20 protein-coding genes and 3 tRNA genes are annotated in these 21,449 nt (G+C 65.7%); 19 read left to right on the forward strand and 4 right to left on the reverse strand.

From position 1 onward, the window contains the following. The first annotated feature begins 31 nt into the window (after positions 1 to 31). The 3 genes from purE (at position 32) to NSQ78_RS07890 (ending at position 2,132) form a co-directional block, all read left to right on the forward strand. Positions 32 to 535: a 5-(carboxyamino)imidazole ribonucleotide mutase gene (gene purE, locus NSQ78_RS07880; protein ID WP_005412808.1), complete on the forward strand. Its 504-nt coding sequence runs from the start codon at positions 32 to 34 to the stop codon at positions 533 to 535. Beyond that, positions 532 to 1,680 carry a 5-(carboxyamino)imidazole ribonucleotide synthase gene (locus tag NSQ78_RS07885; RefSeq protein WP_049467529.1) on the forward strand — a complete coding sequence of 383 codons (1,149 nt, stop codon included), beginning with the start codon at positions 532 to 534 and terminating at the stop codon, positions 1,678 to 1,680. The genes purE and NSQ78_RS07885 overlap by 4 nt, the downstream gene beginning before the upstream one ends. Before the next feature lie 110 nt (positions 1,681 to 1,790). Further along, positions 1,791 to 2,132 (forward strand): carboxymuconolactone decarboxylase family protein, encoded by a 342-nt coding sequence (locus tag NSQ78_RS07890; RefSeq protein WP_049467531.1) that lies wholly within the window; start codon positions 1,791 to 1,793, stop codon positions 2,130 to 2,132. A gap of 117 nt (positions 2,133 to 2,249) precedes the next feature. Here the strand turns inward: NSQ78_RS07890 and NSQ78_RS07895 are convergent, their stop codons facing one another. Then, the gene (locus NSQ78_RS07895; RefSeq protein WP_064239635.1) at positions 2,250 to 2,828 is read right to left on the reverse strand and encodes a superoxide dismutase; all 579 of its coding nucleotides are present in this window, start codon (positions 2,826 to 2,828) and stop codon (positions 2,250 to 2,252) included. A 121-nt stretch (positions 2,829 to 2,949) separates the two neighbouring features. On the opposite strand from NSQ78_RS07895, the gene grxD reads away from it, so the two are divergent. The 11 genes from grxD (at position 2,950) to NSQ78_RS07950 (ending at position 16,339) form a co-directional block, all read left to right on the forward strand. Then, positions 2,950 to 3,270 (forward strand): Grx4 family monothiol glutaredoxin, encoded by a 321-nt coding sequence (gene grxD / locus NSQ78_RS07900; RefSeq protein WP_049467533.1) that lies wholly within the window; start codon positions 2,950 to 2,952, stop codon positions 3,268 to 3,270. Beyond that, complete coding sequence (locus NSQ78_RS07905) at positions 3,267 to 4,043, forward strand: SDR family NAD(P)-dependent oxidoreductase (protein ID WP_053463496.1); 777 nt, start codon at positions 3,267 to 3,269, stop codon at positions 4,041 to 4,043. Before grxD ends, NSQ78_RS07905 begins: the two co-directional genes overlap by 4 nt. Positions 4,044 to 4,293: 250 nt before the next feature. Next, positions 4,294 to 7,494: a TonB-dependent receptor gene (locus tag NSQ78_RS07910; protein ID WP_064238032.1), complete on the forward strand. Its 3,201-nt coding sequence runs from the start codon at positions 4,294 to 4,296 to the stop codon at positions 7,492 to 7,494. Between the two features lie 253 nt (positions 7,495 to 7,747). Continuing rightward, a complete protein-coding gene (gene ppnN, locus NSQ78_RS07915) occupies positions 7,748 to 9,136 on the forward strand; it encodes a nucleotide 5'-monophosphate nucleosidase PpnN (protein ID WP_049467539.1) in 1,389 nt (462 codons plus the stop codon). Positions 9,137 to 9,296: 160 nt separating this feature from the next. Next, the gene (locus tag NSQ78_RS07920; protein WP_064238033.1) at positions 9,297 to 9,812 is read left to right on the forward strand and encodes a GspH/FimT family pseudopilin; all 516 of its coding nucleotides are present in this window, start codon (positions 9,297 to 9,299) and stop codon (positions 9,810 to 9,812) included. Then, positions 9,809 to 10,282: a type IV pilus modification protein PilV gene (gene pilV / locus NSQ78_RS07925; protein ID WP_064238034.1), complete on the forward strand. Its 474-nt coding sequence runs from the start codon at positions 9,809 to 9,811 to the stop codon at positions 10,280 to 10,282. Before NSQ78_RS07920 ends, pilV begins: the two co-directional genes overlap by 4 nt. A gap of 2 nt (positions 10,283 to 10,284) precedes the next feature. Continuing rightward, positions 10,285 to 11,445, forward strand: a complete 1,161-nt coding sequence (locus tag NSQ78_RS07930; RefSeq protein ID WP_064238035.1) for a PilW family protein — start codon at positions 10,285 to 10,287, stop codon at positions 11,443 to 11,445. Between the two features lie 2 nt (positions 11,446 to 11,447). Further along, a complete protein-coding gene (locus tag NSQ78_RS07935; RefSeq protein WP_064238036.1) occupies positions 11,448 to 11,963 on the forward strand; it encodes a PilX N-terminal domain-containing pilus assembly protein in 516 nt (171 codons plus the stop codon). An 11-nt stretch (positions 11,964 to 11,974) separates the two neighbouring features. Further along, the gene (locus NSQ78_RS07940; protein WP_064238037.1) at positions 11,975 to 15,721 is read left to right on the forward strand and encodes a PilC/PilY family type IV pilus protein; all 3,747 of its coding nucleotides are present in this window, start codon (positions 11,975 to 11,977) and stop codon (positions 15,719 to 15,721) included. A gap of 38 nt (positions 15,722 to 15,759) precedes the next feature. Continuing rightward, complete coding sequence (locus tag NSQ78_RS07945) at positions 15,760 to 16,182, forward strand: type IV pilin protein (RefSeq protein WP_064238038.1); 423 nt, start codon at positions 15,760 to 15,762, stop codon at positions 16,180 to 16,182. A gap of 80 nt (positions 16,183 to 16,262) precedes the next feature. After that, a tRNA-Asn gene (locus NSQ78_RS07950) sits at positions 16,263 to 16,339 on the forward strand. 75 nt (positions 16,340 to 16,414) lie between these two features. On the opposite strand, the gene NSQ78_RS07955 is transcribed toward NSQ78_RS07950, so the two are convergent. Further along, a complete protein-coding gene (locus NSQ78_RS07955; RefSeq protein WP_223224844.1) occupies positions 16,415 to 16,951 on the reverse strand; it encodes a GspH/FimT family pseudopilin in 537 nt (178 codons plus the stop codon). Between the two features lie 128 nt (positions 16,952 to 17,079). Between NSQ78_RS07955 and uvrB the strand changes: the two genes are divergently transcribed. The 3 genes from uvrB to NSQ78_RS07970 all read left to right on the forward strand — a co-directional run bounded on the left by uvrB (position 17,080) and on the right by NSQ78_RS07970 (position 19,459). Next, the gene (uvrB, locus tag NSQ78_RS07960; protein WP_049464761.1) at positions 17,080 to 19,104 is read left to right on the forward strand and encodes an excinuclease ABC subunit UvrB; all 2,025 of its coding nucleotides are present in this window, start codon (positions 17,080 to 17,082) and stop codon (positions 19,102 to 19,104) included. A gap of 107 nt (positions 19,105 to 19,211) precedes the next feature. After that, positions 19,212 to 19,286, forward strand: a tRNA-Val gene (locus tag NSQ78_RS07965). 98 nt (positions 19,287 to 19,384) lie between these two features. Beyond that, positions 19,385 to 19,459: transfer RNA gene (locus tag NSQ78_RS07970), tRNA-Val, on the forward strand. Between the two features lie 128 nt (positions 19,460 to 19,587). Here NSQ78_RS07970 and NSQ78_RS07975 read toward each other — a convergent pair. Beyond that, a complete protein-coding gene (locus NSQ78_RS07975; protein ID WP_064238039.1) occupies positions 19,588 to 19,896 on the reverse strand; it encodes a hypothetical protein in 309 nt (102 codons plus the stop codon). A gap of 182 nt (positions 19,897 to 20,078) precedes the next feature. Between NSQ78_RS07975 and NSQ78_RS07980 the strand changes: the two genes are divergently transcribed. Then, positions 20,079 to 20,219, forward strand: coding sequence for a hypothetical protein (locus tag NSQ78_RS07980; RefSeq protein ID WP_164688803.1), 141 nt, complete (start codon positions 20,079 to 20,081; stop codon positions 20,217 to 20,219). 96 nt (positions 20,220 to 20,315) lie between these two features. Here NSQ78_RS07980 and NSQ78_RS07985 read toward each other — a convergent pair whose 3' ends face one another. Beyond that, complete coding sequence (locus NSQ78_RS07985) at positions 20,316 to 20,600, reverse strand: hypothetical protein (protein WP_064238040.1); 285 nt, start codon at positions 20,598 to 20,600, stop codon at positions 20,316 to 20,318. 176 nt (positions 20,601 to 20,776) lie between these two features. Here NSQ78_RS07985 and NSQ78_RS07990 point away from each other — a divergent pair, with 176 nt between their 5' ends. Next, complete coding sequence (locus NSQ78_RS07990) at positions 20,777 to 21,448, forward strand: response regulator transcription factor (RefSeq protein ID WP_005415973.1); 672 nt, start codon at positions 20,777 to 20,779, stop codon at positions 21,446 to 21,448. The last annotated feature ends 1 nt before the right edge of the window (position 21,449 follow it).

The raw sequence follows: 21,449 nt of genomic DNA on the forward strand, positions 1-21,449 counted from the left end.
TAGAATACGTCTTTAAGGCAGGTGACGGCCAATGACCCCCAACCCGATCGCGCCGCTTGTCGGCATCGTCATGGGTTCCCGTTCCGACTGGGAAACCATGCAGCACGCCGCCCAGAAGCTTGAAGCCCTGGGTGTTCCGTTCGAAGTGAAGGTGGTGTCCGCGCATCGGACCCCGGATGTGTTGTTCAGTTACGCCGAGCAGGCGGGCCCGCGTGGCCTGCGCGCGATCATCGCCGGTGCCGGCGGGGCCGCGCACCTGCCGGGCATGATCGCGGCCAAGACCGCCGTGCCGGTGCTGGGCGTGCCGGTGCAGTCCAAGGCCCTCAACGGCATGGACTCGCTGCTGTCGATCGTGCAGATGCCGGCCGGCATTCCGGTCGCCACCTTCGCCATCGGCAATGCCGGCGCCTCCAACGCGGCGCTGTTCGCGGCGGCGATGCTGGCCAGCGACCAGCCGGCGATCGGTCAGGCGCTGGACGCCTTCCGTGCACGCCAGACCGAAGACGTGATGGCCCACGACGATCCGCGCCAATGAGCCTGACCGTCGGCATCCTGGGCGGCGGCCAGCTCGCCCGCATGATGGTCCTGGCCGGTGCGCCGCTGGGGCTGCGTTTTGAACTGTACGACCCGGCAGCCGACGCCTGCAGCGGCCCGCTGGCGCCGCTCACCGTCGGTGCCTTCGATGACCGCCAGGCGCTGGCGGACTTCGCCGCCAAGGTCGACGTGGTCACCTTCGATTTCGAGAACGTGCCCGCCGACAGTGCGCAGTTCCTGGCCGGCCGCGTGCCGGTCTACCCGCCGCCGGCTGCGCTGGCGGTGGCCCAGGACCGGTTGAGCGAGAAGACCCTGTTCCAGCAGCTAGGCATTCCGCTGCCGGCCTTCGCCGACATCCGCAGCCGCGACGAGCTGGCGGCGAAGGCCGCTGAATTTGGCCTGCCGTGCATCCTCAAGACCCGCCGTCTGGGTTACGACGGCAAGGGCCAGTTCCGCCTGCGCAGCGAGGCCGACGTCGACGCCGCCTGGGAGGCGCTGGGCGCGCAGGTCGAGCGCACCGGGCTGATCCTGGAGGGCTTCGTCGCCTTCCAGCGCGAGGTCAGCGTGGTGGCCGTGCGTGGCCGCGATGGCGGCTTCGAGGCCTGGCCGATCACCGGCAACTGGCATGTCGATGGCGTGCTGTCGGCCAGCGTGGCGCCGGCGGTGCTGTCCGACGCCGAGCAGCAGGCGGCCATCGGCTACGCGCGCCGTGTCGCCGAGCACCTGCAGTACGTCGGCGTGTTCGCGCTCGAGCTGTTCTGCCGCGATGGCGAGCTGTTGGCCAACGAGATGGCGCCGCGCGTGCACAACTCCGGCCACTGGACCATCGAAGGTAGCGAGACCTCGCAGTTCGAGAACCACCTGCGTGCCGTGCTGGGCCTGCCGCTGGGCAGCACCCGCATGCTCGGCCACGCCTGCATGCTGAACTGGCTGGGCGAGATGCCCGACCCGGCACCGGTGCTGGCCCAGGCCAGCGGCCATTGGCACGATTACGGCAAGCAGCCGCGTGAGGGCCGCAAGGTCGGCCACGCCACCCTGCGCGACGATGATGCGGTGGCCTTGGCCGATGCGCTGGACCAGATTGGCCTGGAGCTGGACCGTCAGGCCCAGGTCGCACCTGCGGTGCACGCGCTGCGCAACCGCTGAGCCGGTAGTGCCGGCCGCTGGCCGGCAATGCAACGATGTGGCGCGCCGGTGCAGGCATTGGCGCAACATTTCCGGTGGTAGCGTGGAGCTCCTTTACAGGAGTCACGACCATGCTCGACTGGAATGCCTACCGCAAGGAACTGAAGGGTCGTATCGGCGAGATCGGCAAGCTCTCGCCCGACACGATCAAGGGCTACGCCACCCTGGCCAACGCCGGCGCCCAGACCAATCACCTTGATGCCAAGACCCGCGAGCTGATCGCGCTGGCGGTGGCGGTGACCACCCGCTGCGACGGCTGCATCACCGTGCATGTGGACGCAGCGCTGAAGCAGGGCGCCAGCCGCGAGGAAATCGCCGAAGCACTGGGCGTGGCGGTGTCGCTCAACGCCGGCGCCGCGCTGGTGTACTCGGCGCGGGTGATGGATGCGGTGGCCGCGCACGAGAGCGCGTGACGCTCCGCTCTGCATTTCGGTAGTGCTTACGCTGGTAAGCGCGCAACTCCGGCATCCTTGTACGTCCAGTGGGTTGTAGGCCAGCGGCCGGCACTACCCGGTGACCGAGCCGCTGCCTCAGCGCAGCCGGCTTTCGGCGAATTCCCAGTTGACCAGCTGCCAGAAGGCGTCCAGGTAGCGCGCGCGATCATTCTGGTAATCGGTGTAGTAGGCGTGTTCCCAGACGTCGCAGCACAGCAGCGGGGTGCTTTCGCCGGTCAGTGGCGTGCCGGCATTGCGCGTGGCCTGGATGCCCAGCTGGCCACCGGGGTGCTGTACCAGCCACACCCAGCCCGAGCCGAACAGGCCCAGCGCCGTGCGGTTGAACTCCTCGCGCAGGCGCTGTGCGTCGCCGAACTGGCGCTTGACCAGCTCGCCCAGCCGGCCCTGCGGCTCGCCGCCGCCGCGCGGGCGCAGGCACTGCCAGTAGAAGCCATGGTTCCAGGCCTGGGCGGCCGCATCGAACAGAGCGCCCTGGGCATGGCGCACGATCTCTTCCAGTGACGCCTCCTCCCACTCGGTGCCGAGGGTGCCGGCATTGACCGCGTCGACATAGGCGCGGTGGTGGCGGCCGTGATGCAGCTCCACGGTCTGCGCGGACAGGTGCGGCTGCAGGGAGCCGGAGAGGTAGGGCAGGGCAGGCAATTCGACGGGCATGGACAGGTTCGTGGCCAGGGGGACGGCGGCAGCCTGTTCCATCCGCTTACAATGGCGGCTACCGTGGGCAGTCTAGCCGACCATCACGGTCGGGTTGTCCGGCGAAGCAAGGAGTGTGGTTGTGGCGGTGATGCAGCAAATCCAGGCCGAGGTCGATCGTTACCCGCTCGTGCTGTTCATGAAAGGCACCCCGCAGTACCCGATGTGCGGCTTTTCCAGTCGCGCCGTGCAGGCGCTGATGGCGGCCGGCGCTGTCGCCCTGCGCACCGTCAACGTGCTCGAGGAACCGGAGATCCGTGCCAACCTGCCGCGCTTCTCCAACCTGCCGACCTTCCCGCAGCTGTTCATCAACGGTGAGCTGATCGGCGGCTGCGACATCGTCATGGAACTGTTTGAATCCGGCGAGCTCAAGCGCATCGTCGAAGAGGCGACCCAGGGATGAGTGCCTGGCCGTCGACGTCACCGACTGACGGGGCGTTCGATGGCCGCCCGTTGCAGGACCGCGTGGTGCTGGTCGCCGGGGCCGGCGGCGGGCTGGGCAGTGCCGCGGCGGTTGCTGCCGCAGCCGCCGGGGCCACCGTGGTCCTGCTGGGGCGCAAGCCGCGCCGGTTGGACCGGGTCTATGCCCAGGTCCAGGCGGTCGGCCCGGAACCCCTGCTGTACCCGCTGGACCTGGAAGGTGCCGGCCCCGACGACTACGCCGAACTGGCCCAGGCCCTGCAGCGCGAGCTGGGGCGGCTGGACGGCCTGCTGGTCTGCGCCGCGCATTTCCCGGGGCTGACCCCGTTCGAGCTGGCCGACCCGGCCAGCTTCGCCCGCGCGGTCCATGTCACCCTGACGGCCCCGGCCTGGCTGGCCCAGGCCTGCCTGCCGCTGCTGCGACAGCGCGAGGATGCCGCCCTGGTGTTCGCGGTCGATGCCCCTGAAAGGGTGGGGCAGGCCTACTGGGGAGGGTACGGCGTGGCCCAGCACGGCCTGCGTGGCCTGATCGCCAGCCTGCACGATGAACTGGGCCGCAGTCCCGTCCGGGTCAGCGGCCTGTACCCCGGCCCCCTGCGCACGGCGCTGCGCGCACGTGCCTATTCCGTTGACCAGGACCCGGCTGCGCAAGGCCCGGAAGCCGCAGCGGCAGCGGCGGTGACCCTGTTGTCCGGGGCCGGGAGCGCCTGGCGCGGGCAGATTCTTGATGCCAGTGGGATGCCCCGGGAAAAGTGAGTCCCGTGGAAAGGCGGAGTGAAGAACCCGTCACGATTGCGTTGCGAACCGGTGCCGTTTGTCGCACAACCGTCACATTGATGGCGTAGCGTGTTAATCTAGTGTTAACCGTTAGGGCTGCCTTCAGCCGAGCGGTAGGGAACCCCAGATAACTCTCCGATCAGCCACCCGCAGGGCTGCTTGGATGCGCTTTTTTTCCGCCATCGCCAACTCGCATCGAGGCTACCGAAAAATGACCCACCCACTCCGGATGTCCAAGCTCACCCTTGGTCTCGTGGCTGCACTTGCCGCCGCCCCCGCCTTCGCCCAGACCACCACTGCCGGTGTCGGCGGCCAGGTCGTGACCAGCGGCGGCCAGCCCGTCGCCGGTGCTGAAGTCACCATCACCCACACCGAGTCGGGCACGGTTTCGCGCGCTACCACCGACGCGGCGGGTCGCTACAACGCGCGCGGCCTGCGCGTGGGTGGTCCCTATACCATCACCATCACCAAGCCGGGTGAAGGCACCAAGACCGAAGATGGTGTCTACCTGGGCGTGAACCAGACCGGCACCATCAATGCCATCCTGACCGGTGACGTGGCCAAGGCCACCAACCTGGACACCGTGCAGGTCACCGCTGTCGGCGGTGGTTCGGAAGTGTTCAGCGCCACCAAGATGGGCTCGGGCACCAACATCAGCCAGGAGCAGATCGAAATTGCGCCGTCCATCGGCGGCAACATCCAGGATCTGATGCGCCTGGATCCGCGCGTGACCTTCATCGACCGCGCCTCCGGCTCGATCTCGGCCGGTGGCCAGAACCCGCGCTACAACTCGATCAACATCGACGGCGTCTCGGCCAGCGACACCTTCGGCCTGGAAGGCAACAACATGCCGACCCGCCGCCAGCCGGTCGCGATGGAGGCCATCGAAGCGCTGGACATCAACCTGTCCAACTACGACGTCAGCATCGCTGGCGCTGCCGGTGCCACCGTCAATGCGGTGACCAAGTCCGGTACCAATGAATTCCACGGTTCGGTGTACGGCACCTACCGTGACGGTGACTGGTTCGGCAAGAACCCGGAAGGCAAGAAGTTCAATGGCTTCAACGACGAAAAGACCTACGGCATGACCCTGGGCGGCCCGATCGTCAAGGACAAGCTGTTCTTCTTCGCCAACTACGAGAAGTTCAAGCAGTCCGCGCCGGGCGCCGACCTGTCCAGCACCGCGCTGGGCAAGGCCAATGCCGACTACAGCATGGCTGACGTGACCCGTGCGCAGGAAATCGCCAAGGGTTATGGCTTCGATGCCGGCGGTATCGAAAGCAACGGCAACACGGATCTGGAAGAGTACGCGCTGAAGCTCGACTGGAACATCAACGAGAACCACCGCGCCAACATCCGTTACAGCAAACTCGAGCAGAGCAAGCTGCGCATCAACGGCATGGGCTCGACCTCGCAGGCTTCGCTGAGCTCGTACTGGTACCAGCACGTCAAGACCAACGAGAGCTACGTCGCCCAGGTCTTCAGCGACTGGACCGACACCTTCTCGACCGAGTTGAAGGCTTCGTACCGCGAGTACTCGGCCGTCCGCGAGGTGCCGACCAATGCCCCGAGCATCCGCATCTACTTCCCGCGCGGTGGCGATGTGACCACGCCGGAAGGCGACTCGCTGTTCCTGGGTACCGAGACCAACTCGCAGAACAACGTGCTGGAAACCAAGGCGTGGAACTACTACGCCGCCGGTACGCTGACCTTGGGTGACCACGACCTGAAGTTCGGTGGTTCGTACGACACCAACGATGTCTACAACTACTATGGCGCTGGTTCGTGGGGTGCTTACACCTTCTACGGCCTGGACAATTTCGCGAAGGGCCAGTGGCAGACCTACCAGCTGAACAAGGAAAAGAGCGCGAACTCGATCGCGGCTGACTACAAGTACAGCAACCTGGCCCTGTTCGTGCAGGACACCTGGTATGTCAACAGCAACCTGACCCTGACCATGGGTCTGCGTGGCGACCGTCCGAAGGTGAGCCCGGCGCCGGCGTACAACCAGAAGGCGCAGACTGTCTTCGGTTATGACAACAGTTCGGTGTTCCCGAGCAAGTTCCTGATCCAGCCGCGCTTCGGCTTCAACTACACCTTCGACACCGAGCGCCCGACCCAGCTGCGCGGCGGCATCGGCCTGTTCCAGGGTGATGCACCGCAGGTGTGGATCAGCAACAGCTACTCCACCACCGGCTTCAACTACGACTCGTACAACATCAGCCGCTACAACGGCCAGAAGTTCAATCCGGACAAGGACAATCAGCCGGTCCCGACCACCCCGGGCAGCGCGCTGCAGAACGTCAACTTTGTCGGCCGCGACTTCAAGCTGCCGTCGCTGTACAAGGCCAACCTGGCCTTCGATCACGAGCTGCCGTGGTACGGCATGGTCGCCTCGGCCGAGCTGCTGGTCACCAAGGTCAAGGATGGCCTGTACTACCAGCACCTGAACCTGGGCAAGGGCCGTCAGGTCGGTGCCGATGGTCGCGTGAACTACTACGTGCCTTCGGCTGACGGCAGGGCGTGGGGCACCAACGATGCGCGCAATGGTTATGCCGCACAGGGCTTCAACAACGTCTACCTGATCGACAACACCGATCAGGGCCGCACCTCGCAGTTCACCGTCTCGCTGAGCAAGCCGTGGAGTGCGAGCAGCGACTGGTCCTGGAACCTGGGCTATACCTACACCGATGCCAAGGAAGTGGGCAGCCTGACCAGCTCCACCGCCAGCTCGGGCTGGGGCTACCAGTACGCCTTCAATGCCAACGAGGAAATGCTGAACACCTCGCGCTACCAGATCCGCGACCGCCTGTCGGGCTCGCTGAACTGGAAGCACAAGTTCTTCGGCGACTACGAGACCAAGGTGGGTCTCGTGTACGAAGGCCGCAGCGGCCGCCCGTACAGCTACATCTATGTGAACGACGCCAACGGCGACGGCCGTTCGGGCAACGACCTGTTCTACGTGCCGCGTCGCGGCGAGGTCCTGTTCGGTACCCTGTCCAGCACCGGCAAGTTCACCGCCGATGCGGCGATGGAGAAGTCGTTCTTCGACTGGCTGGCGGCCAACCCGCAGCTCGCCAAGTACGAAGGCCAGGTGGCTCCGGCCAACCAGTTCCGTACCGGCTGGATCAACACCTTCGACATCCGTATCAGCCAGCAGCTGCCGGGCTTCATGAAGGGCCACAAGTCGGAGGTCTGGCTGGACATCCAGAACGTCGGCAACATGCTCAACAAGAAGTGGGGCAACATCTACGACTACGGCTTCTACGCCAACGCTCGTGTGGCCAGCCTGCAGGGCCTGTACAACGGTAAGTACGTCTACAACTACCGTGGCGCGGACCTGCCGAGCGTCGCCAACTCCGATGCTGACGGCTTCGACGTCGGTGTCTCTCAGTGGTCGATGCAGCTGGGCTTCCGCTACCAGTTCTGATGCACTGACGTAGCGCAGCTGAAAACGGAAACGGCCGGGGAAACCCGGCCGTTTTCCGTTCAGGCGAAAGTCCTTGCAGGGTGTCGGGCAACGGCGTAGCATGTGGAAATGTGCGCGGCGTCAACGCCGCCCAGGCGGTCCCGGACAGGCGAACGCGGGCAGCACACATCCAACGGTCGGGCTTCCCGGCCGTTTTGCTTTTTAAGGGGGCGGCAGTACAGTCGGAAACCTTGAAGGAAGCGAAAAATTGGATATGACCACGAACGAAAAATCAGCCCGTGCGCTGCCGGTGCAGGATGCGCGGATCTATCCGCGCGGTGGGCTGGACGTGCTGTCGCGGGCCGAAGTGGCACGCCTGCGCGATGCCTCCGCCGGCGGCATGCATGAGCTGCTGCGCCGCTGCGCGCTGGCCGTGCTGACCAGCGGCAGCGCCTCGGACGATCCGCGCGCGGCGCGCGACCTCTACCCTGATTTCGACATCCAGGTGGCGCAGCAGGATCGCGGCGTGCGCATCGACCTGGTCAACGCACCGGCGATGGCCTTCGTCGACGGTGAGATCATCCGCGGTGTCGCCGAACTGCTGTTCGCCGTCGTGCGCGACCTGGCCTACATGGCCATCGAGATGGGCCCGGCCTACGCGGCCGAGCTGGAGTCGTCCGAGGGCATCACCAACGCGGTGTTCGGCCTGCTGCGCAACGCGCGCATCCTCAACCCGGGCGATCCGAACCTGGTGGTGTGCTGGGGCGGCCACTCGATCTCGCGCGACGAGTACCTGTACACCAAGCAGGTGGGTTACGAGCTGGGCCTGCGCGGCCTGGACATCTGCACCGGCTGCGGCCCGGGCGCGATGAAGGGGCCGATGAAGGGCGCGACCATCGCACACGCCAAGCAGCGCCGCACCGTCACGCGCTACATCGGCCTGACCGAGCCGGGCATCATCGCGGCCGAGTCGCCGAACCCGATCGTCAACCATCTGGTGATCATGCCGGACATCGAGAAGCGCCTGGAGGCCTTCGTCCGCATCGGCCACGGCATCATCGTGTTCGCCGGTGGCGTCGGCACGGCCGAAGAGATCCTGTACCTGCTCGGCATCCTGCTGCGCGAGGAGAACAAGGACCTGCCGTTCCCGCTGATCCTGACCGGCCCGACCGTGGCAGCGCCATACTTCGAGCAGATCGACCGCTTCATCCGCCTGACCCTGGGCGACGAGGCTGCCGAGCGCTACGAGATCATCATCGGCGACCCGGTGGCCGTGGCCAGGAAGATGGCCAGTGGCATCAAGCGCGTGCGCGAACACCGCCTGGCGCAGAAGGACTCGTTCTTCTTCAACTGGTCGATCGAGATTCCGTGGGAGTACCAGCAGCCGTTCGTGCCGACCCACGAGGCGATGGCGGCGCTGGACCTGCATCACGGGCGTGCGCCGCACGCGCTGGCGGCCGACCTGCGCCGGGCGTTCTCGGGAATCGTGGCCGGCAACGTGAAGGAGGACGGCATGCGCCGCATCGAGCAGTTCGGGCCGTTCCAGATCCACGGTGACCCGGACATGATGCAGGCGCTGGACGCGCTGCTGCGCGCCTTCGTCGAGCAGCGCCGGATGAAGATCTCCGGCGAATACCAGCCCTGCTACCAGGTGCTGGCCTGAACCCGGGCCGGCGCGACGGGGATCGCGCCGGCACCGGTCGGGGAGGGTGGACGTCAAGCCTTTGACGCCCGTCGCCCCGGATTGACCGTTCATCCTGCCGCCGCTTGCCGGTGGCGGGGCGATGGCCCATCGTGGCCACCAACACGCTGGGGAGCGTCCAATGTCTTTGCGCCGGGAAATCGGCTTCACCTTGATCGAGCTGATGGTCACCATCGCCGTGGTGGCGGTCCTGGCTGCGATCGCCTTTCCAAGTTTCCAGAGCACGATCCGTTCGAGTCGGGTGAGCTCGACCAACAACGAGGTCCTGGGCCTGCTCAGTCTTGCCCGCAGCGAGGCGATCCGCAGCAACCGCGGTGGCGGCGTCTGTGGAAGCAGCGACGGTGCCAGCTGTGATGGTGGCTGGTCGGGCGGCATGCTGGCCTTTGCCGATGCCAATGGCGACGGTGCGCTGTCGGCAGGTGAAACCGTCCTGCGCTTCGTCAGTGGCAATCCCAAGCTGAAGATCACTGGGCCGGCCACGGAGATCGCCTTCGACGGGCGCGGCCGTCGCCGCGCCAGCGCCGAGCAGGATGTACGGCTGGAGCCGGATGTCTGCAGCAAGGGCGCAGTGCACAAGCGCACACTGACGGTGAACGCCTCCGGGCAGATCCGCAGCACCAAGGAAGCCTGTCCATGACCATCCGTACCTTCCGCGCGCGCCAAGCCGGGGGCTTCACCCTGCTGGAAGTACTGATCGCCATCATCGTGTTGGCGTTCGGCCTGCTGGGTTTTGCTCTCTTGCAGACCATGAACGTCCGCTTCGTGCAGAGCGCCAATTATCGAACTCAGGCCACCAACCTTGCGTACGACCTGACCGAGCAGATGCGCAGCAACCGCTTTCAGGCGGCCTGGTACACCGGCGCGTCGTTCGCAGCAGGCAGCAAGACCGCCGCCACCGCGTGCACCAGCGATACCGGCGACGTCTCCATTGAAAAGAAGATCGCGCGCTGGCAATGCCAGGTGGTGAAGGCGCTGGGCGACGACGCAGGCGCCGATGTCACCTTCAATGGCGGCGTGGTCAATGTGGCCATCACCTGGGGCGATCAGCGCTGGGATCCGGATGACCCGGACAAGGCCACCACCTTTGCATTGGCTACGGAGCTGTGAGCATGCGCCTGAACCGACGTGCCACCATGGCCGGCCTGTCGCTGGTGGAACTGATGATCGCCCTGGTAATCAGCCTGGTGCTGATGCTGGGAGTGGTGCAGGTCTTCATGGCCTCGCAGGCTGCCTCACGCCTGTCCGAAGGGGCCTCGCGCGTGCAGGAGAACGCCCGTTTCGCGCTGGATTTCCTTGAGCGCGACATCCGCATGGCCGGGCACATGGGCTGCGTGAACGACCAGGCCCACGTGGTGAAGAACCAGGGCGATCCGGTATCGCATCTGGGTGCATCCTCGGGCGATGGCAGCCCGCTTGATTTCAGCGTTTCCATCCAGGGCTTCGATGCACCGGGAACCGCGCCGGGCGGGAGGCTCGCACTCGGAGCGACATGGTCCGCACCGTCAGCGCTGCCGGCAGCGATCACCCGGCTCAGCCCTGCGCCGGCAGGCGGAAGCGATGTGCTGGTGCTGCGCTACCTGGCCCCTGAAGGGGTGCCGGTGACCGGCATTTCGTCCAGCGGCGGCAATGCGCTGCTGGACATGGACAGCACCCGGGTGGCCCGGCTCACCTCGGGGGGCGTGGCGGCACCGACCTTGTTCGGCATCGCCGACTGTGCCCATGCGGACATCTTCGCCGGTACGTTGAGTGCGGCCCGTGTGACCGCGCCCTCGCTGGACCTGTCGCGCTATGCCGCGCAGCCGACCGGGCAGACGATGCTCTATCGCGCCGAGTCGATGGTCTATTACGTCGGCATCAATCCGGAGACCGGTCAGCCGGGCCTGCGCCGTGCGCGCGCCAACAGTGCTGGCGCCTATGCGGTCAATGAAGAACTCGTGGAAGGCATCGAAAGCCTGCAGCTGCTGTATGGTCTGGACAGTACCGCCAACATCAGCCTGGGCACGCCACCGGCCGGCAACATCACCAACCTGGCCGCCGCAACTGGCGTCAGCAGTAACGCTAACGCGGCCGGTGCCGCGCAGTGGCTGCGGGTGGGGCAGGTGCAGGTGGGGCTGCTGGCACGCAGCCCGACGCCGTCGTCTTCGAGCACGCCGGCCAACCCGCTGTCGGTACTCGGCGTGGGCTTTGCCAGCAGTGACAGGCCTGACGGCCGCTACCGCTCCAGCTATGAAGTCTCGATTGCACTGCGCAATCGCCTGTTCGGGAACTGATCATGACGACCTTCTCACGTTCGTTCAGGCCCGCTTCCGCTCGCACCCAGCGCGGCGCCGTGCTCTATGTCGCGTTGATCATGCTCATCCTGCTGGCGCTGCTCGGCATTGCGGGCATGCAGGTGGCCGGCATGCAGGAGAAGATGGCAGCGAACTACCGCGCCGCCAACCGGGCCTTCCAGAACTCGGAGGGCGTGGTGCGTGCGGCTGAACGCTCGGTGGAGAAAATCGCCAACCGTCAGGATGTGGGGAGCGACAGCCTGGTGCAGTCCAGCACTCTGTCGCGGGTCTGCGATGACGGCTTCGATCCGACCATCTGGGCGGAAAGCCACCGCAACCAGGCGCGTCCTGCGGTCAATGTCCGCCAGATTGACAGCTGTGTGATGGGCGAATCGTCGCTCGACATGGGCCGTCCGCTGGAAGACGTCACGCCGATCTACCAGATCACCGGCTTCGCGACCGACGATGCCGATGCGAGCTCGTCGTCGGTGGTCATCGATACCGTATTCAAACTCTGAGGACGCAGGCCATGGCTTCGCGCAAATTCCGTTTCATGGTCGCAGGCGGCGCCGCACTGGTGCTCGGGGGAGGCTATGTCATCTACAGCCTGATGGCGGCCCAGGCCCAGGGCACGCTGGCGCAGGCACCGCTGAACATCCAGGTGCAGACGCCACCGGCCTTCCTGATGGCGCTGGATGATTCCGGCTCGATGCTGTGGGAAACATTGAACAACACGCGCGATGGCGTGTACCGCTGGGATGGCAGTGGCTTCTACAACCAGGGTACCGTCAACGGCTACGATGGGTCTGGGCAGCGCTACCTGTACGTCTTCCCCAGCTATGGACGCGACGACCAAGTAGCCATCCCGCCGCTCGACAGCTTCGGTTTCGCCCGATCGCCGGACGTCAACCCGTCCTACTACGATCCGCGTGAGATCTATCCTGGCTGGAAGACCGGCTTGTCCGATACAGCCCTTGCCAACTATCTGGACATCAGGGCGTCCAGCGCGCCGCTGGACCCGCGTCCGGGCAATGCACCGAACAAGATCGCCGGCGCGCTGGACCTGACTGTGGACTCGCTGTTGACCAGCATCGACACCGGCGGCCGGACCGGCGCGAACTGGCGCTTCCGCTTTCGTTCCGGCATGACGCTGCCGGTCGGAACCCGTATTGAGCGTGGGCGATGCAACCTGAGCGGGGGGGCTGTCCGGCAGGAAGGCTCATTCGACAACGTGACGCGCCAGACTACCATCAGCAGCTCAAGCTGCGATGCTGCAGTCGCCTTCTATCCGGCTACGTTCTTCCTGGCAGATCCGTCTACACTGCCGGCGGAATATGGGTACACCGCGGCACCTGTTGCCGTTGCAAATCCTCCGGGCGGCCGTCCGGGTACGTTGTACAAGTACGAAATCAAGATTGCGAACTTCGGCAACAATCAAGCGAAGTACAACGCTGCCATGCAGAGCTTCGCCAACTGGTTCAGCCTGTACCGAACGCGACGCGAAGCGCTGATCGGTGCGGCCACGAATGCGCTGTACGACACTACCAATCTGCGCGTGGGCTGGTTCCGTATCAATGGCCGTCGCGCGGTGACCATGTTCAACATGACCAACGAGCCGGAGAAGCAGCAGCTGCTCAGCCAGATCATCGGCGAAATGCGGGCCAGCAGCAGTACGCCCAATCGTTCCGCCGCACAGTACCTTGGCGAACAATTCCAGCGCACGGATCAGAACGCGCCGGTACTCCTGTCATGCCAGAAGAACGCGGGCATGCTGTTCACCGATGGCTATATCAATGAGTCCGGCAACACGACGCTGATGAAGGATCTCGTAGCGCCGTACTACAACAGTTCTCTCGTGCCGGACAAGGAGACCAATTCCGTGCCGGTGCCGGCCGAGTGCAAGGGGCCGAATCCAAATCCGTCGCTGGATTGCAAGACCCACCTGCACATGAATTTCTACGGCGTGACGCTGGGCACGCAGGGCAAGGAGTTCGGCGTCCGGTACCTGCCGGATCCGCTGCGCCCGTGGGTGCTCAGCCCCGACCCGTATGTCGTCAAGCCCAACTTCCCGACGACGACGCAGGACCTCAAGCCCGAAGCCGTTGATGAGCTGTGGAACGCGGTCTATGACACCCGCGGTGAAATGGTCAACGCTACGCGCCCGGCCGAAATCACTGCAGCCATGCGCCGCATCATCAGCAACGTCGCCCAGGGCGCCACGCCGTCCGGCTCGCGTTCGCTGACCGGCGCACGCATCGGCGTCGGCTCGTTGTCGGTGGAGCCGTTCTACGAGGCCACCAACAACGGCACCGACTGGTACAGCAAGTTGCGCGCCTTCAAGCTGAGCGTCGAGCCGTCCACCCGCAAGATCGTTTCGGAAGAGGCCTGGGAAGCATCTGCGAAGATGCCGGCGCCTGCATCACGCCGCATCCGGTTCTGGCGCAACGGCGCGCTGGAAGACTTCACCGGCAGCAATGTCAGCCTGGCCAATCTGTGCACCAAGTCGTCGACGCTGTATCCGGGCATCCTGATCTGCAGCGCGTCCGAGCTGGCCGGCCTGACAACGGATTCCACCACGGCCGTGGCCTACCTGCGTGGTGAAACCTCCGGCGAGAAGCGCAACGGCGGCAAGCTGCGTGATCGCAGCACGGTACTAGGCGACATCATCACCTCCACCCCGGTGCTGAGTTCGCCTCTGGATGACTATGGGTTTGGCCGCCTCCCGGGCACGATGGGCAGCAGTTACGCCGCCTACATGACCACCAAGCGCAATGGTCGCCGCTACATGGTCTACGCCGGCGCCAACGACGGCATGTTGCATGCCTTCGATGGTGGCATGGGCGCCGACGGCCAGATGGACGCCGACGGTGGCAAGGAGCGGTTCGCCTACATTCCCTCGACCGCGTTGGGCCACATGGGCAACCTGTTGCTGCCCAACGACCCGACCAACCAGAACGCCCAGCGTTTCCAGCACCGTTACTACGTCGATGGCCCGGTGACGATCAGCGACACCTACGGCAGCAACGGGTGGACCACGTCACTGGTAGGCACGGCCGGTGCCGGCGGCCGCAGTGTGTTCGCGCTGGATGTGTCCAATCCGGGCAACTTCGGCGCCAGCGGCTCCCTGTTGTGGGAGATCAGTGACCTCGATGCTTCGCTTGACGATGCTGTGCGCGCCAACATCGGCCATGTGCTGGGCAAGCCGGTGATCGTGCCGGTGAAGAACGCCGACGGTTCGGTGGGCTTCAAGGCGATCTTCGGCAACGGCTACGAGAGCAGGAGTGGCAAGGCGGTACTGTTTGTGGTTGACATGGTGGCAGGCCGCACGCCGACCCTTCGCATGATCGAGGCGATCGAGTCGGGTACCAACCTGCCGTCGGGCAGCAACGGGCTGGGCAACATCGTGGTGGTTGATCGCTGGGGCGGAACCGGGCAGAACGCGCGGGTGCGCGATGGCCTGGCCGATACGGTCTATGGCGCCGACAAGCGTGGCGTTATCTGGAAGTTCGACCTGCGCGGGACCACCGCGCCAACCGTACCGTTGTTCACCACCGATACCCATGTCGATCCCGCCGACCGCCGGACCTACCGCCAGCCGATCACCGGTGGCATGACGGTGACCACCGGACCGTCCGGTGGCGTGATGCTGATCTTCGGCACCGGCAGCTTCTCCTACTACGGTGACGAGAGCGATACGGCGGTGCAGGCGTTGTACGGTATCAACGACACCGCAGCGGGCCAGCCGACGACGACGCTGACCTCGGCAAACCTGAGCTCGTATACGGCCGAGATCGGTTCCGGCGTGCGGACGTTGCGTGCCGGGACCGTGCCTACGGTCAGCCGCGGCTGGACCGTGGTGCTGGCCAACAAGGAGCGTGCCGTCGGTAATCCGAGGATCGTGTCCGGCGTGGTCTTCTTCCCGACCTATGTTCCGTCCGACGCTCAGGGTTGCTCGGTGGACGGTGCGAACTGGTTGCTTGGCCTGCAGGCCAGCACCGGGCAGGCAGCGATGTCGCAGGTGCGCTTCGGTGCCCCCGACGGCCGGTCGCCGGGAGCGGGTACTGCCGGCGTTGCTCTCAACACGGGCGGCAACGCGCCGGTGAGGGATGTGACGACGTCGGTGGTGCCGCGCCTGGCGCCGCCGGACAGTACTCCGGGCAACCCGCCGCCGCAGCCGCCAGGTGAGGCGTGCCTGATGCAGATCTCGGTGGCTGGTGCTGATCCGATGTACCTGCCGTACCCCTGTGGCCGCCAATCCTGGAGGCAGATCCAATGACCGGCGTCGATCCTTCTCCGGCAGCAGGAGCCCGTGCAATGCGCCAATCTTTCGCGACGGGTCGCCTGGCCCGCGGTTTCACCCTGATCGAGCTGATGATTGTGGTGGCGGTCGTGGCAATCCTCGCCGCGATCGCCTACCCGAGCTACAGCGAACATGTGCGCAAGTCGCGCCGGGCCCAAGCCAAGGCCGACCTGGTGGAATACGCACAGTTGGCCGAGCGCTTCCACACGGTCAACAACACCTACGTCGGTTTCAAGTTCCCGGGCAATGCCGACTCGATCAATTCCCCGCGCGAGGGCGGCACGGCGGCCTACACTTTTTCCATGCAGACCGCGCAGTCGACATTCACCTTTACCGCCACCGCGGTCAACGCGCAGGCGAAGGACAAGTGTGGAAACTTGACGCTCAACCAGGCCAACGTGAAGACCGCCAAGACCACGCTGTCCGAGTGCTGGTGACACTGCCGCAAACGGAGGACGCAAGCATGTGAACGGGAGTGTTGCACTCACTGTTCGACGTGATTACAATGCGCGTCCCCGCCCGAATAGCTCAGCCGGTTAGAGCACTTGACTGTTAATCAGGGGGTCGTTGGTTCGAGTCCAACTTCGGGCGCCAGACGTTACACATCAAAGACTTGCGGACTTCCGCAGGTCTTTTTTGTTGTCTGCCTGAGAGCGGAAGGGCATCGTTTCAACAGGCTTGTCCAGTCCGCGTGGTGGACGAACGCATCCGCCCACTGTTGCTGACGATGATCCGCGCGTGCTCGCGCCCCCTCACGCAGACGCGCAGCGTCAGGTTGCTGCCGGGGCTGCGGCCATCCGGCTGGAAATAGAGTTGCGGTCGCCCGCTGCTGCTGGCGGCATTGATCGTGACGTCCGGACGGCCGCCCTGATGCAGGACAATGGCATCGGGCGTGGATGGGGGCTGCCACGCGCCTGCGGCCCGGTAGGCAATCCAGCCCTGGCTCCAGTCGTCCCCGCAGCGCTGGCCGTCCGCGCTGGCGCAGAGGCCGATCAGTTCGCGACGCATGATGGCCTGGGTGCGTGCCGTTGCCAGGGCGGCCTGCAGGCTGAACCGGCTGGCTTCCGCGCGTTGGTGCAGCAGCAGCGCCTGCAGCGAGGGCCAGCCGGCGGCCAGCAGCACGGCCAGTACCGCCGTGACGACCAGGATTTCGATCAGGTGCATGCCGCGCGACGCGGCGCGGCTGGAAGTGTGGGCAGGGCACATGCATTCAGCCTCCGCGCCTGGCCGGGCGGCTGCCATCGGGAAGCTCCGCGGCGGGCTGCCCGGAGACCCCTCAGCCAGCCGTCACCCCACGCCTCGTATACTCATCTTCCCCGGGAACTGGCAACACCATGAGCGACAGTTTTGAACTTGTCTCGCCGTACTCGCCGGCGGGCGATCAGCCCGATGCCATCGCCAAGCTGACCAGCAACTTCGAGGCCGGCATCGCCAAGCAGACCCTGCTCGGCGTCACCGGCTCGGGCAAGACCTACACGATCGCCAACGTCATCCAGAACGTGCAGAAGCCGACGCTGATCATGGCGCCGAACAAGACGCTGGCGGCGCAGCTGTATGGCGAGTTCAAGGCCTTCTTCCCGCACAACGCGGTGGAGTACTTCGTCAGCTACTACGACTACTACCAGCCGGAGGCCTACGTGCCCTCGTCGGACACCTTCATCGAGAAGGACAGTTCGATCAACGAGCACATCGAGCAGATGCGCCTGGCCGCGACCAAGACCCTGCTGTCGCGCCCGGATGCGATCGTGGTGGCCACGGTGTCGGCGATCTACGGCCTGGGTGCACCGGAAGACTACCTGTCGCTGCGCCTGATCCTGTCCAAGGGCGAACGCATCGACCAGCGCGACCTGATCAACCACCTGACCCAGCTGCAGTACACGCGCAACGAATACGAGCTGCAGCGCGGTACCTTCCGCGTACGCGGCGAAGTGATCGACGTGTTCCCGGCCGAGTCGGACAGCGAGGCGCTGCGCATCGAGCTGTTCGACGGCGAGGTCGAGAAGATCACGATGTTCGATCCGTTGACCGGCGAGACGTTGCGCAACATGCAGCGCTTCACCGTCTATCCCAAGACCCATTACGCGACCACCCGCGAGCGTGTGCTGGCCGCGGTGGAAACCATCAAGGTCGAGCTGAAGGAACGGCTCGAGCAGTTGTACGCCGAGAACAAGCTGGTCGAGGCGCAGCGCCTGGCGCAGCGCACCCAGTTCGACATCGAGATGATGGCCGAGGTCGGGTTCTGCAACGGCATCGAGAACTACTCCCGGCACCTGACCGGCAAGAAGGCCGGCGAGCCGCCACCGACCCTGTTCGACTACCTGCCGCCGGATGCGCTGCTGGTGATCGACGAGTCGCACGTGACCATTCCGCAGATCGGCGCCATGTTCAAGGGCGATCGCTCGCGCAAGGAAACCCTGGTCGAATTCGGGTTCCGCCTGCCGTCGGCGCTGGACAACCGTCCGTTGCGCTTCGAGGAGTGGGAGGAGCGCTGCCCGCGCAGCATCTACGTGTCGGCCACGCCCGGTCCTTACGAGCTGCGCGAGGCGGGTGACGAGATCACCGAACTGGTGGTGCGCCCGACCGGCCTGATCGATCCGGTGGTGGAGATCCGCCCGGTCGGGACCCAGGTCGATGACCTGATGAGCGAGGCCAACGCGCGCATCAAGGCCGGTGATCGCGTGCTGGTCACCACGCTGACCAAGCGCATGGCCGAGAACCTCACCGAGTACCTCACCGAGCATGGCATCCGCGTGCGCTACCTGCACTCGGACGTGGACACGGTCGAGCGCGTGGAGATCATCCGCGACCTGCGCCTGGGCAAGTTCGATGTGCTGGTCGGCATCAACCTGCTGCGCGAAGGCCTGGACATGCCCGAAGTGTCACTCGTGGCGATCCTGGATGCCGACAAGGAAGGCTTCCTGCGCTCCACCGGCTCGCTGATCCAGACCATCGGCCGTGCGGCCCGCAACGTGCGGGGCAAGGCGATCCTGTACGCCGACAAGATCACCCGTTCGATGCAGGCGGCGATCGATGAAACCGACCGCCGCCGCGCCAAGCAGGTCGAGTACAACGAAGAGCACGGCATCGTGCCGCGTTCGGTGGCGCGCCCGATCGTCGACGTGCTGGAAGGCGCACGTTCGGATGCGGCCGAAAAGGAAGCAAAGAAAGGCCGGGGCAAGGGCCGGCCGGGCGTGGCCGAAGAGGCGGCCGACTACCGTTCGCTGTCGCCGGCACAGCTGGGGGTGCGTCTGAAGGCACTGGAACAGCAGATGTACCAGCACGCCAAGGACCTGGAGTTCGAGGATGCCGCGCGCGTGCGCGACCAGATCCGGCAGCTGAAGGAAGCCAGCCTCGGCTGAACGTGGCAGTGCAGCGTCATCTTCACAAAAGTGTTGCGCTTCCCTGCCGGCATCCGTAATATACGCGGCCTGCACCGACGCAATCGCGGAAATGCAGAAGCAAAAACGGGCGGTTAGCTCAGCGGTAGAGCACTACCTTGACATGGTAGGGGTCACAGGTTCGAACCCTGTACCGCCCACCACGAAGCCCTCGCAAGGGGACTGTCGTGAACTGCAAAGCCCGGCCCTGGCGCCGGGTTTTTACGTAACAAGGCCAGCCCGCGGGCGGCAAGAACATGATGGGCGGTTAGCTCAGCGGTAGAGCACTACCTTGACATGGTAGGGGTCACAGGTTCGAACCCTGTACCGCCCACCACCTGCTCCCGGTCCGCCGGTGAAGCGGTGGAAACGATGAAAGCCGGCCCCTGGGCCGGCTTTTTTCGTTCCGATGAGGTGGCCTGTCCTCCTGTGAAGCGGGCCTCCCGCCGGTTCAGTGGCGTGAATTCAGCGGTGGATGCTGATCGAACGCCGGATCTGCCATCGCCCATCCACGCGCTCCCACAGCTGCGCCACGCGGACCTGGACCGGCCCGGCATCGGGCGCCGCGCTGTGCGGGTCAGGCAGCCGCTGGCAGCCCAGGCGCAGGATACGGTCCGGACGCAGGTGATAGAGCTGCAGCGGCTCGGCCCCGTGCGCATCCTGCGCGGCCTCAACGCGCAGGATCTGGCTGCGCAGGGCGTTCTCGGTGGGACCGCCGCCATCGCCGTCGCCGAACAGGCTGGAGAACAGCAGGATCAGGGCAAGCATCGGCATGGCACGGTGCTCCAGCGGGAAAGTGCGTGCAGGCTGGCATGGCGCGCCGGGTATCGCAGCCGGCCTGCGACGAAGGCCCGGAATGCGTCGCCAAAGGCAGGCAGGCGACGATGAATCCGGGGTGCACAGGCGTAGACTCCGGGCTACCGCGCAACGGCGCTACCACGGAAAGGAACTGCTACATGAGCGATCACGTCCCGGTGTCCAGGCCCAATCCACTGCTGGAGGGCCTGTTTGGCGGCAACATGCTGGAAGGCACGTTCAAGGCCGTGGCCTGGGTCGCGATCCTGTGCGTGCTGCTGGCGTGGAGCACGCTGCGCTGACGTGACGCGGTCGTGCAGTGCTTGCGCGCCGCGCTGATGCGGCGGATGCCGGTGGCACCGCGAAGATGCCGCGTCGCTCTCCAGGCGCGCGCGCCCTCAGGCGCTGAAGGCCTGGCGCAGGCTGTGCAGGGTCGCCTGGCGATGTTGCCTGGCCGTTGTCTCGCCCATCTCCAGCTCCTGCAGGCGCAGTCCGACCAGGGTCATCGACAACGCATAGCCGCGTGCCGCGTCGGCCACGCGTGACAGGCCCACGGCACGACGGGCCAGCGCGTTCACGTGTTCGAGGTCGGGCATCAGCCCCAGATAGGCGCGCTCGGCGCTGTCCAGGTCAGGCGCTCGCAGGATGGCGTGGGCGTCGGCAGTGTGGGAGACGGAGGCCATGGGGGTCCTTGTCAGGGGCAGCGACAGCATCGTTCGGCCACGTTGCGGGGGATGGCTGCGCATGCTGAAGGGGCAACATTGTCAGAACATTGCGCCTGCAGCCGCTGGCATCCATGGGCGCCAAAGCAGGGCGCCAGGCACTATGATCGGCAGCGTTTCCGATAGACGAGTGACTGATGCGCATCCTCCTGGTCGAAGACGATCCCGATCTGTCCCGCGCCCTGCAATCGGGCCTGGAGCGGCAGGGCGTGGTCGCCGATGTGGTCGGCAGCCTGGCCGAGGCCGCGCTCGCGTTGCGCGAACCGGTGCACCAGCTGCTGCTGCTCGACCGCCAGCTGCCCGATGGCGATGGTGCCGGATTTGTCGCAACTGCGCGCGCGCTGCGGCCGAATCTGGCGGTGATCATGCTGACCGCCAAGGGCACGCTGTCCGACAAGGTCGAAGGCCTTGATGTCGGCGCTGATGATTATCTGGTCAAGCCGGTCGCGATCGAGGAGCTGATGGCGCGGATCCGCGCCGTGTCGCGGAGGCCGTCAGCGATGGTGACGCCGAGCCTGCGGTTGGGGCGGCTTGAATTCGATTTCGAATCGCTGCAGGCGCAGGTGGAGGGCCAGCCGTTGGCACTGCCACGGCGTCAGGTGCTGGTACTGCAGGCCCTGGCGATGCGGCAGGGGCGCACGGTCACCCGCAGCGCGCTGGAGGCCGCGGTGTACGGGTTCGACGATGAGATCCAGTCCAATGCGCTCGACGCGCATATCTCCAAGCTGCGCAAGGCACTGCAGCAGGCCGGTGCTGGCGTGGAGATCCATGTGATCCGGGGTGTCGGTTACCTGCTGGCGGAGGCCTGAG

Origin of the sequence: Stenotrophomonas sp. FSL W7-1447 (assembly GCF_037966425.1) — a bacterium.
GTDB lineage: Bacteria > Pseudomonadota > Gammaproteobacteria > Xanthomonadales > Xanthomonadaceae > Stenotrophomonas > Stenotrophomonas pavanii.

Excerpts from the sequence above, each read along its gene's own strand:
- NSQ78_RS07920 (WP_064238033.1), top strand. The coding sequence starts at position 9,297 with ATGTCTTTGCGCCGGGAAATCGGCTTCACCTTGATCGAGCTGATGGTC.
- NSQ78_RS07985 (WP_064238040.1), bottom strand. The coding sequence starts at position 20,600 with ATGGCCTCCGTCTCCCACACTGCCGACGCCCACGCCATCCTGCGAGCG.
- NSQ78_RS07955 (WP_223224844.1), bottom strand. The coding sequence starts at position 16,951 with ATGTGCCCTGCCCACACTTCCAGCCGCGCCGCGTCGCGCGGCATGCAC.
- NSQ78_RS07895 (WP_064239635.1), bottom strand. The coding sequence starts at position 2,828 with ATGCCCGTCGAATTGCCTGCCCTGCCCTACCTCTCCGGCTCCCTGCAG.
- ppnN (WP_049467539.1), top strand. The coding sequence starts at position 7,748 with ATGACCACGAACGAAAAATCAGCCCGTGCGCTGCCGGTGCAGGATGCG.
- NSQ78_RS07975 (WP_064238039.1), bottom strand. The coding sequence starts at position 19,896 with ATGCCGATGCTTGCCCTGATCCTGCTGTTCTCCAGCCTGTTCGGCGAC.
- NSQ78_RS07935 (WP_064238036.1), top strand. The coding sequence starts at position 11,448 with ATGACGACCTTCTCACGTTCGTTCAGGCCCGCTTCCGCTCGCACCCAG.
- NSQ78_RS07990 (WP_005415973.1), top strand. The coding sequence starts at position 20,777 with ATGCGCATCCTCCTGGTCGAAGACGATCCCGATCTGTCCCGCGCCCTG.
- NSQ78_RS07945 (WP_064238038.1), top strand. The coding sequence starts at position 15,760 with ATGCGCCAATCTTTCGCGACGGGTCGCCTGGCCCGCGGTTTCACCCTG.
- NSQ78_RS07890 (WP_049467531.1), top strand. The coding sequence starts at position 1,791 with ATGCTCGACTGGAATGCCTACCGCAAGGAACTGAAGGGTCGTATCGGC.
- purE (WP_005412808.1), top strand. The coding sequence starts at position 32 with ATGACCCCCAACCCGATCGCGCCGCTTGTCGGCATCGTCATGGGTTCC.
- NSQ78_RS07885 (WP_049467529.1), top strand. The coding sequence starts at position 532 with ATGAGCCTGACCGTCGGCATCCTGGGCGGCGGCCAGCTCGCCCGCATG.
- NSQ78_RS07910 (WP_064238032.1), top strand. The coding sequence starts at position 4,294 with ATGTCCAAGCTCACCCTTGGTCTCGTGGCTGCACTTGCCGCCGCCCCC.
- pilV (WP_064238034.1), top strand. The coding sequence starts at position 9,809 with ATGACCATCCGTACCTTCCGCGCGCGCCAAGCCGGGGGCTTCACCCTG.
- NSQ78_RS07980 (WP_164688803.1), top strand. The coding sequence starts at position 20,079 with ATGAGCGATCACGTCCCGGTGTCCAGGCCCAATCCACTGCTGGAGGGC.
- NSQ78_RS07940 (WP_064238037.1), top strand. The coding sequence starts at position 11,975 with ATGGCTTCGCGCAAATTCCGTTTCATGGTCGCAGGCGGCGCCGCACTG.
- NSQ78_RS07930 (WP_064238035.1), top strand. The coding sequence starts at position 10,285 with ATGCGCCTGAACCGACGTGCCACCATGGCCGGCCTGTCGCTGGTGGAA.
- uvrB (WP_049464761.1), top strand. The coding sequence starts at position 17,080 with ATGAGCGACAGTTTTGAACTTGTCTCGCCGTACTCGCCGGCGGGCGAT.
- NSQ78_RS07905 (WP_053463496.1), top strand. The coding sequence starts at position 3,267 with ATGAGTGCCTGGCCGTCGACGTCACCGACTGACGGGGCGTTCGATGGC.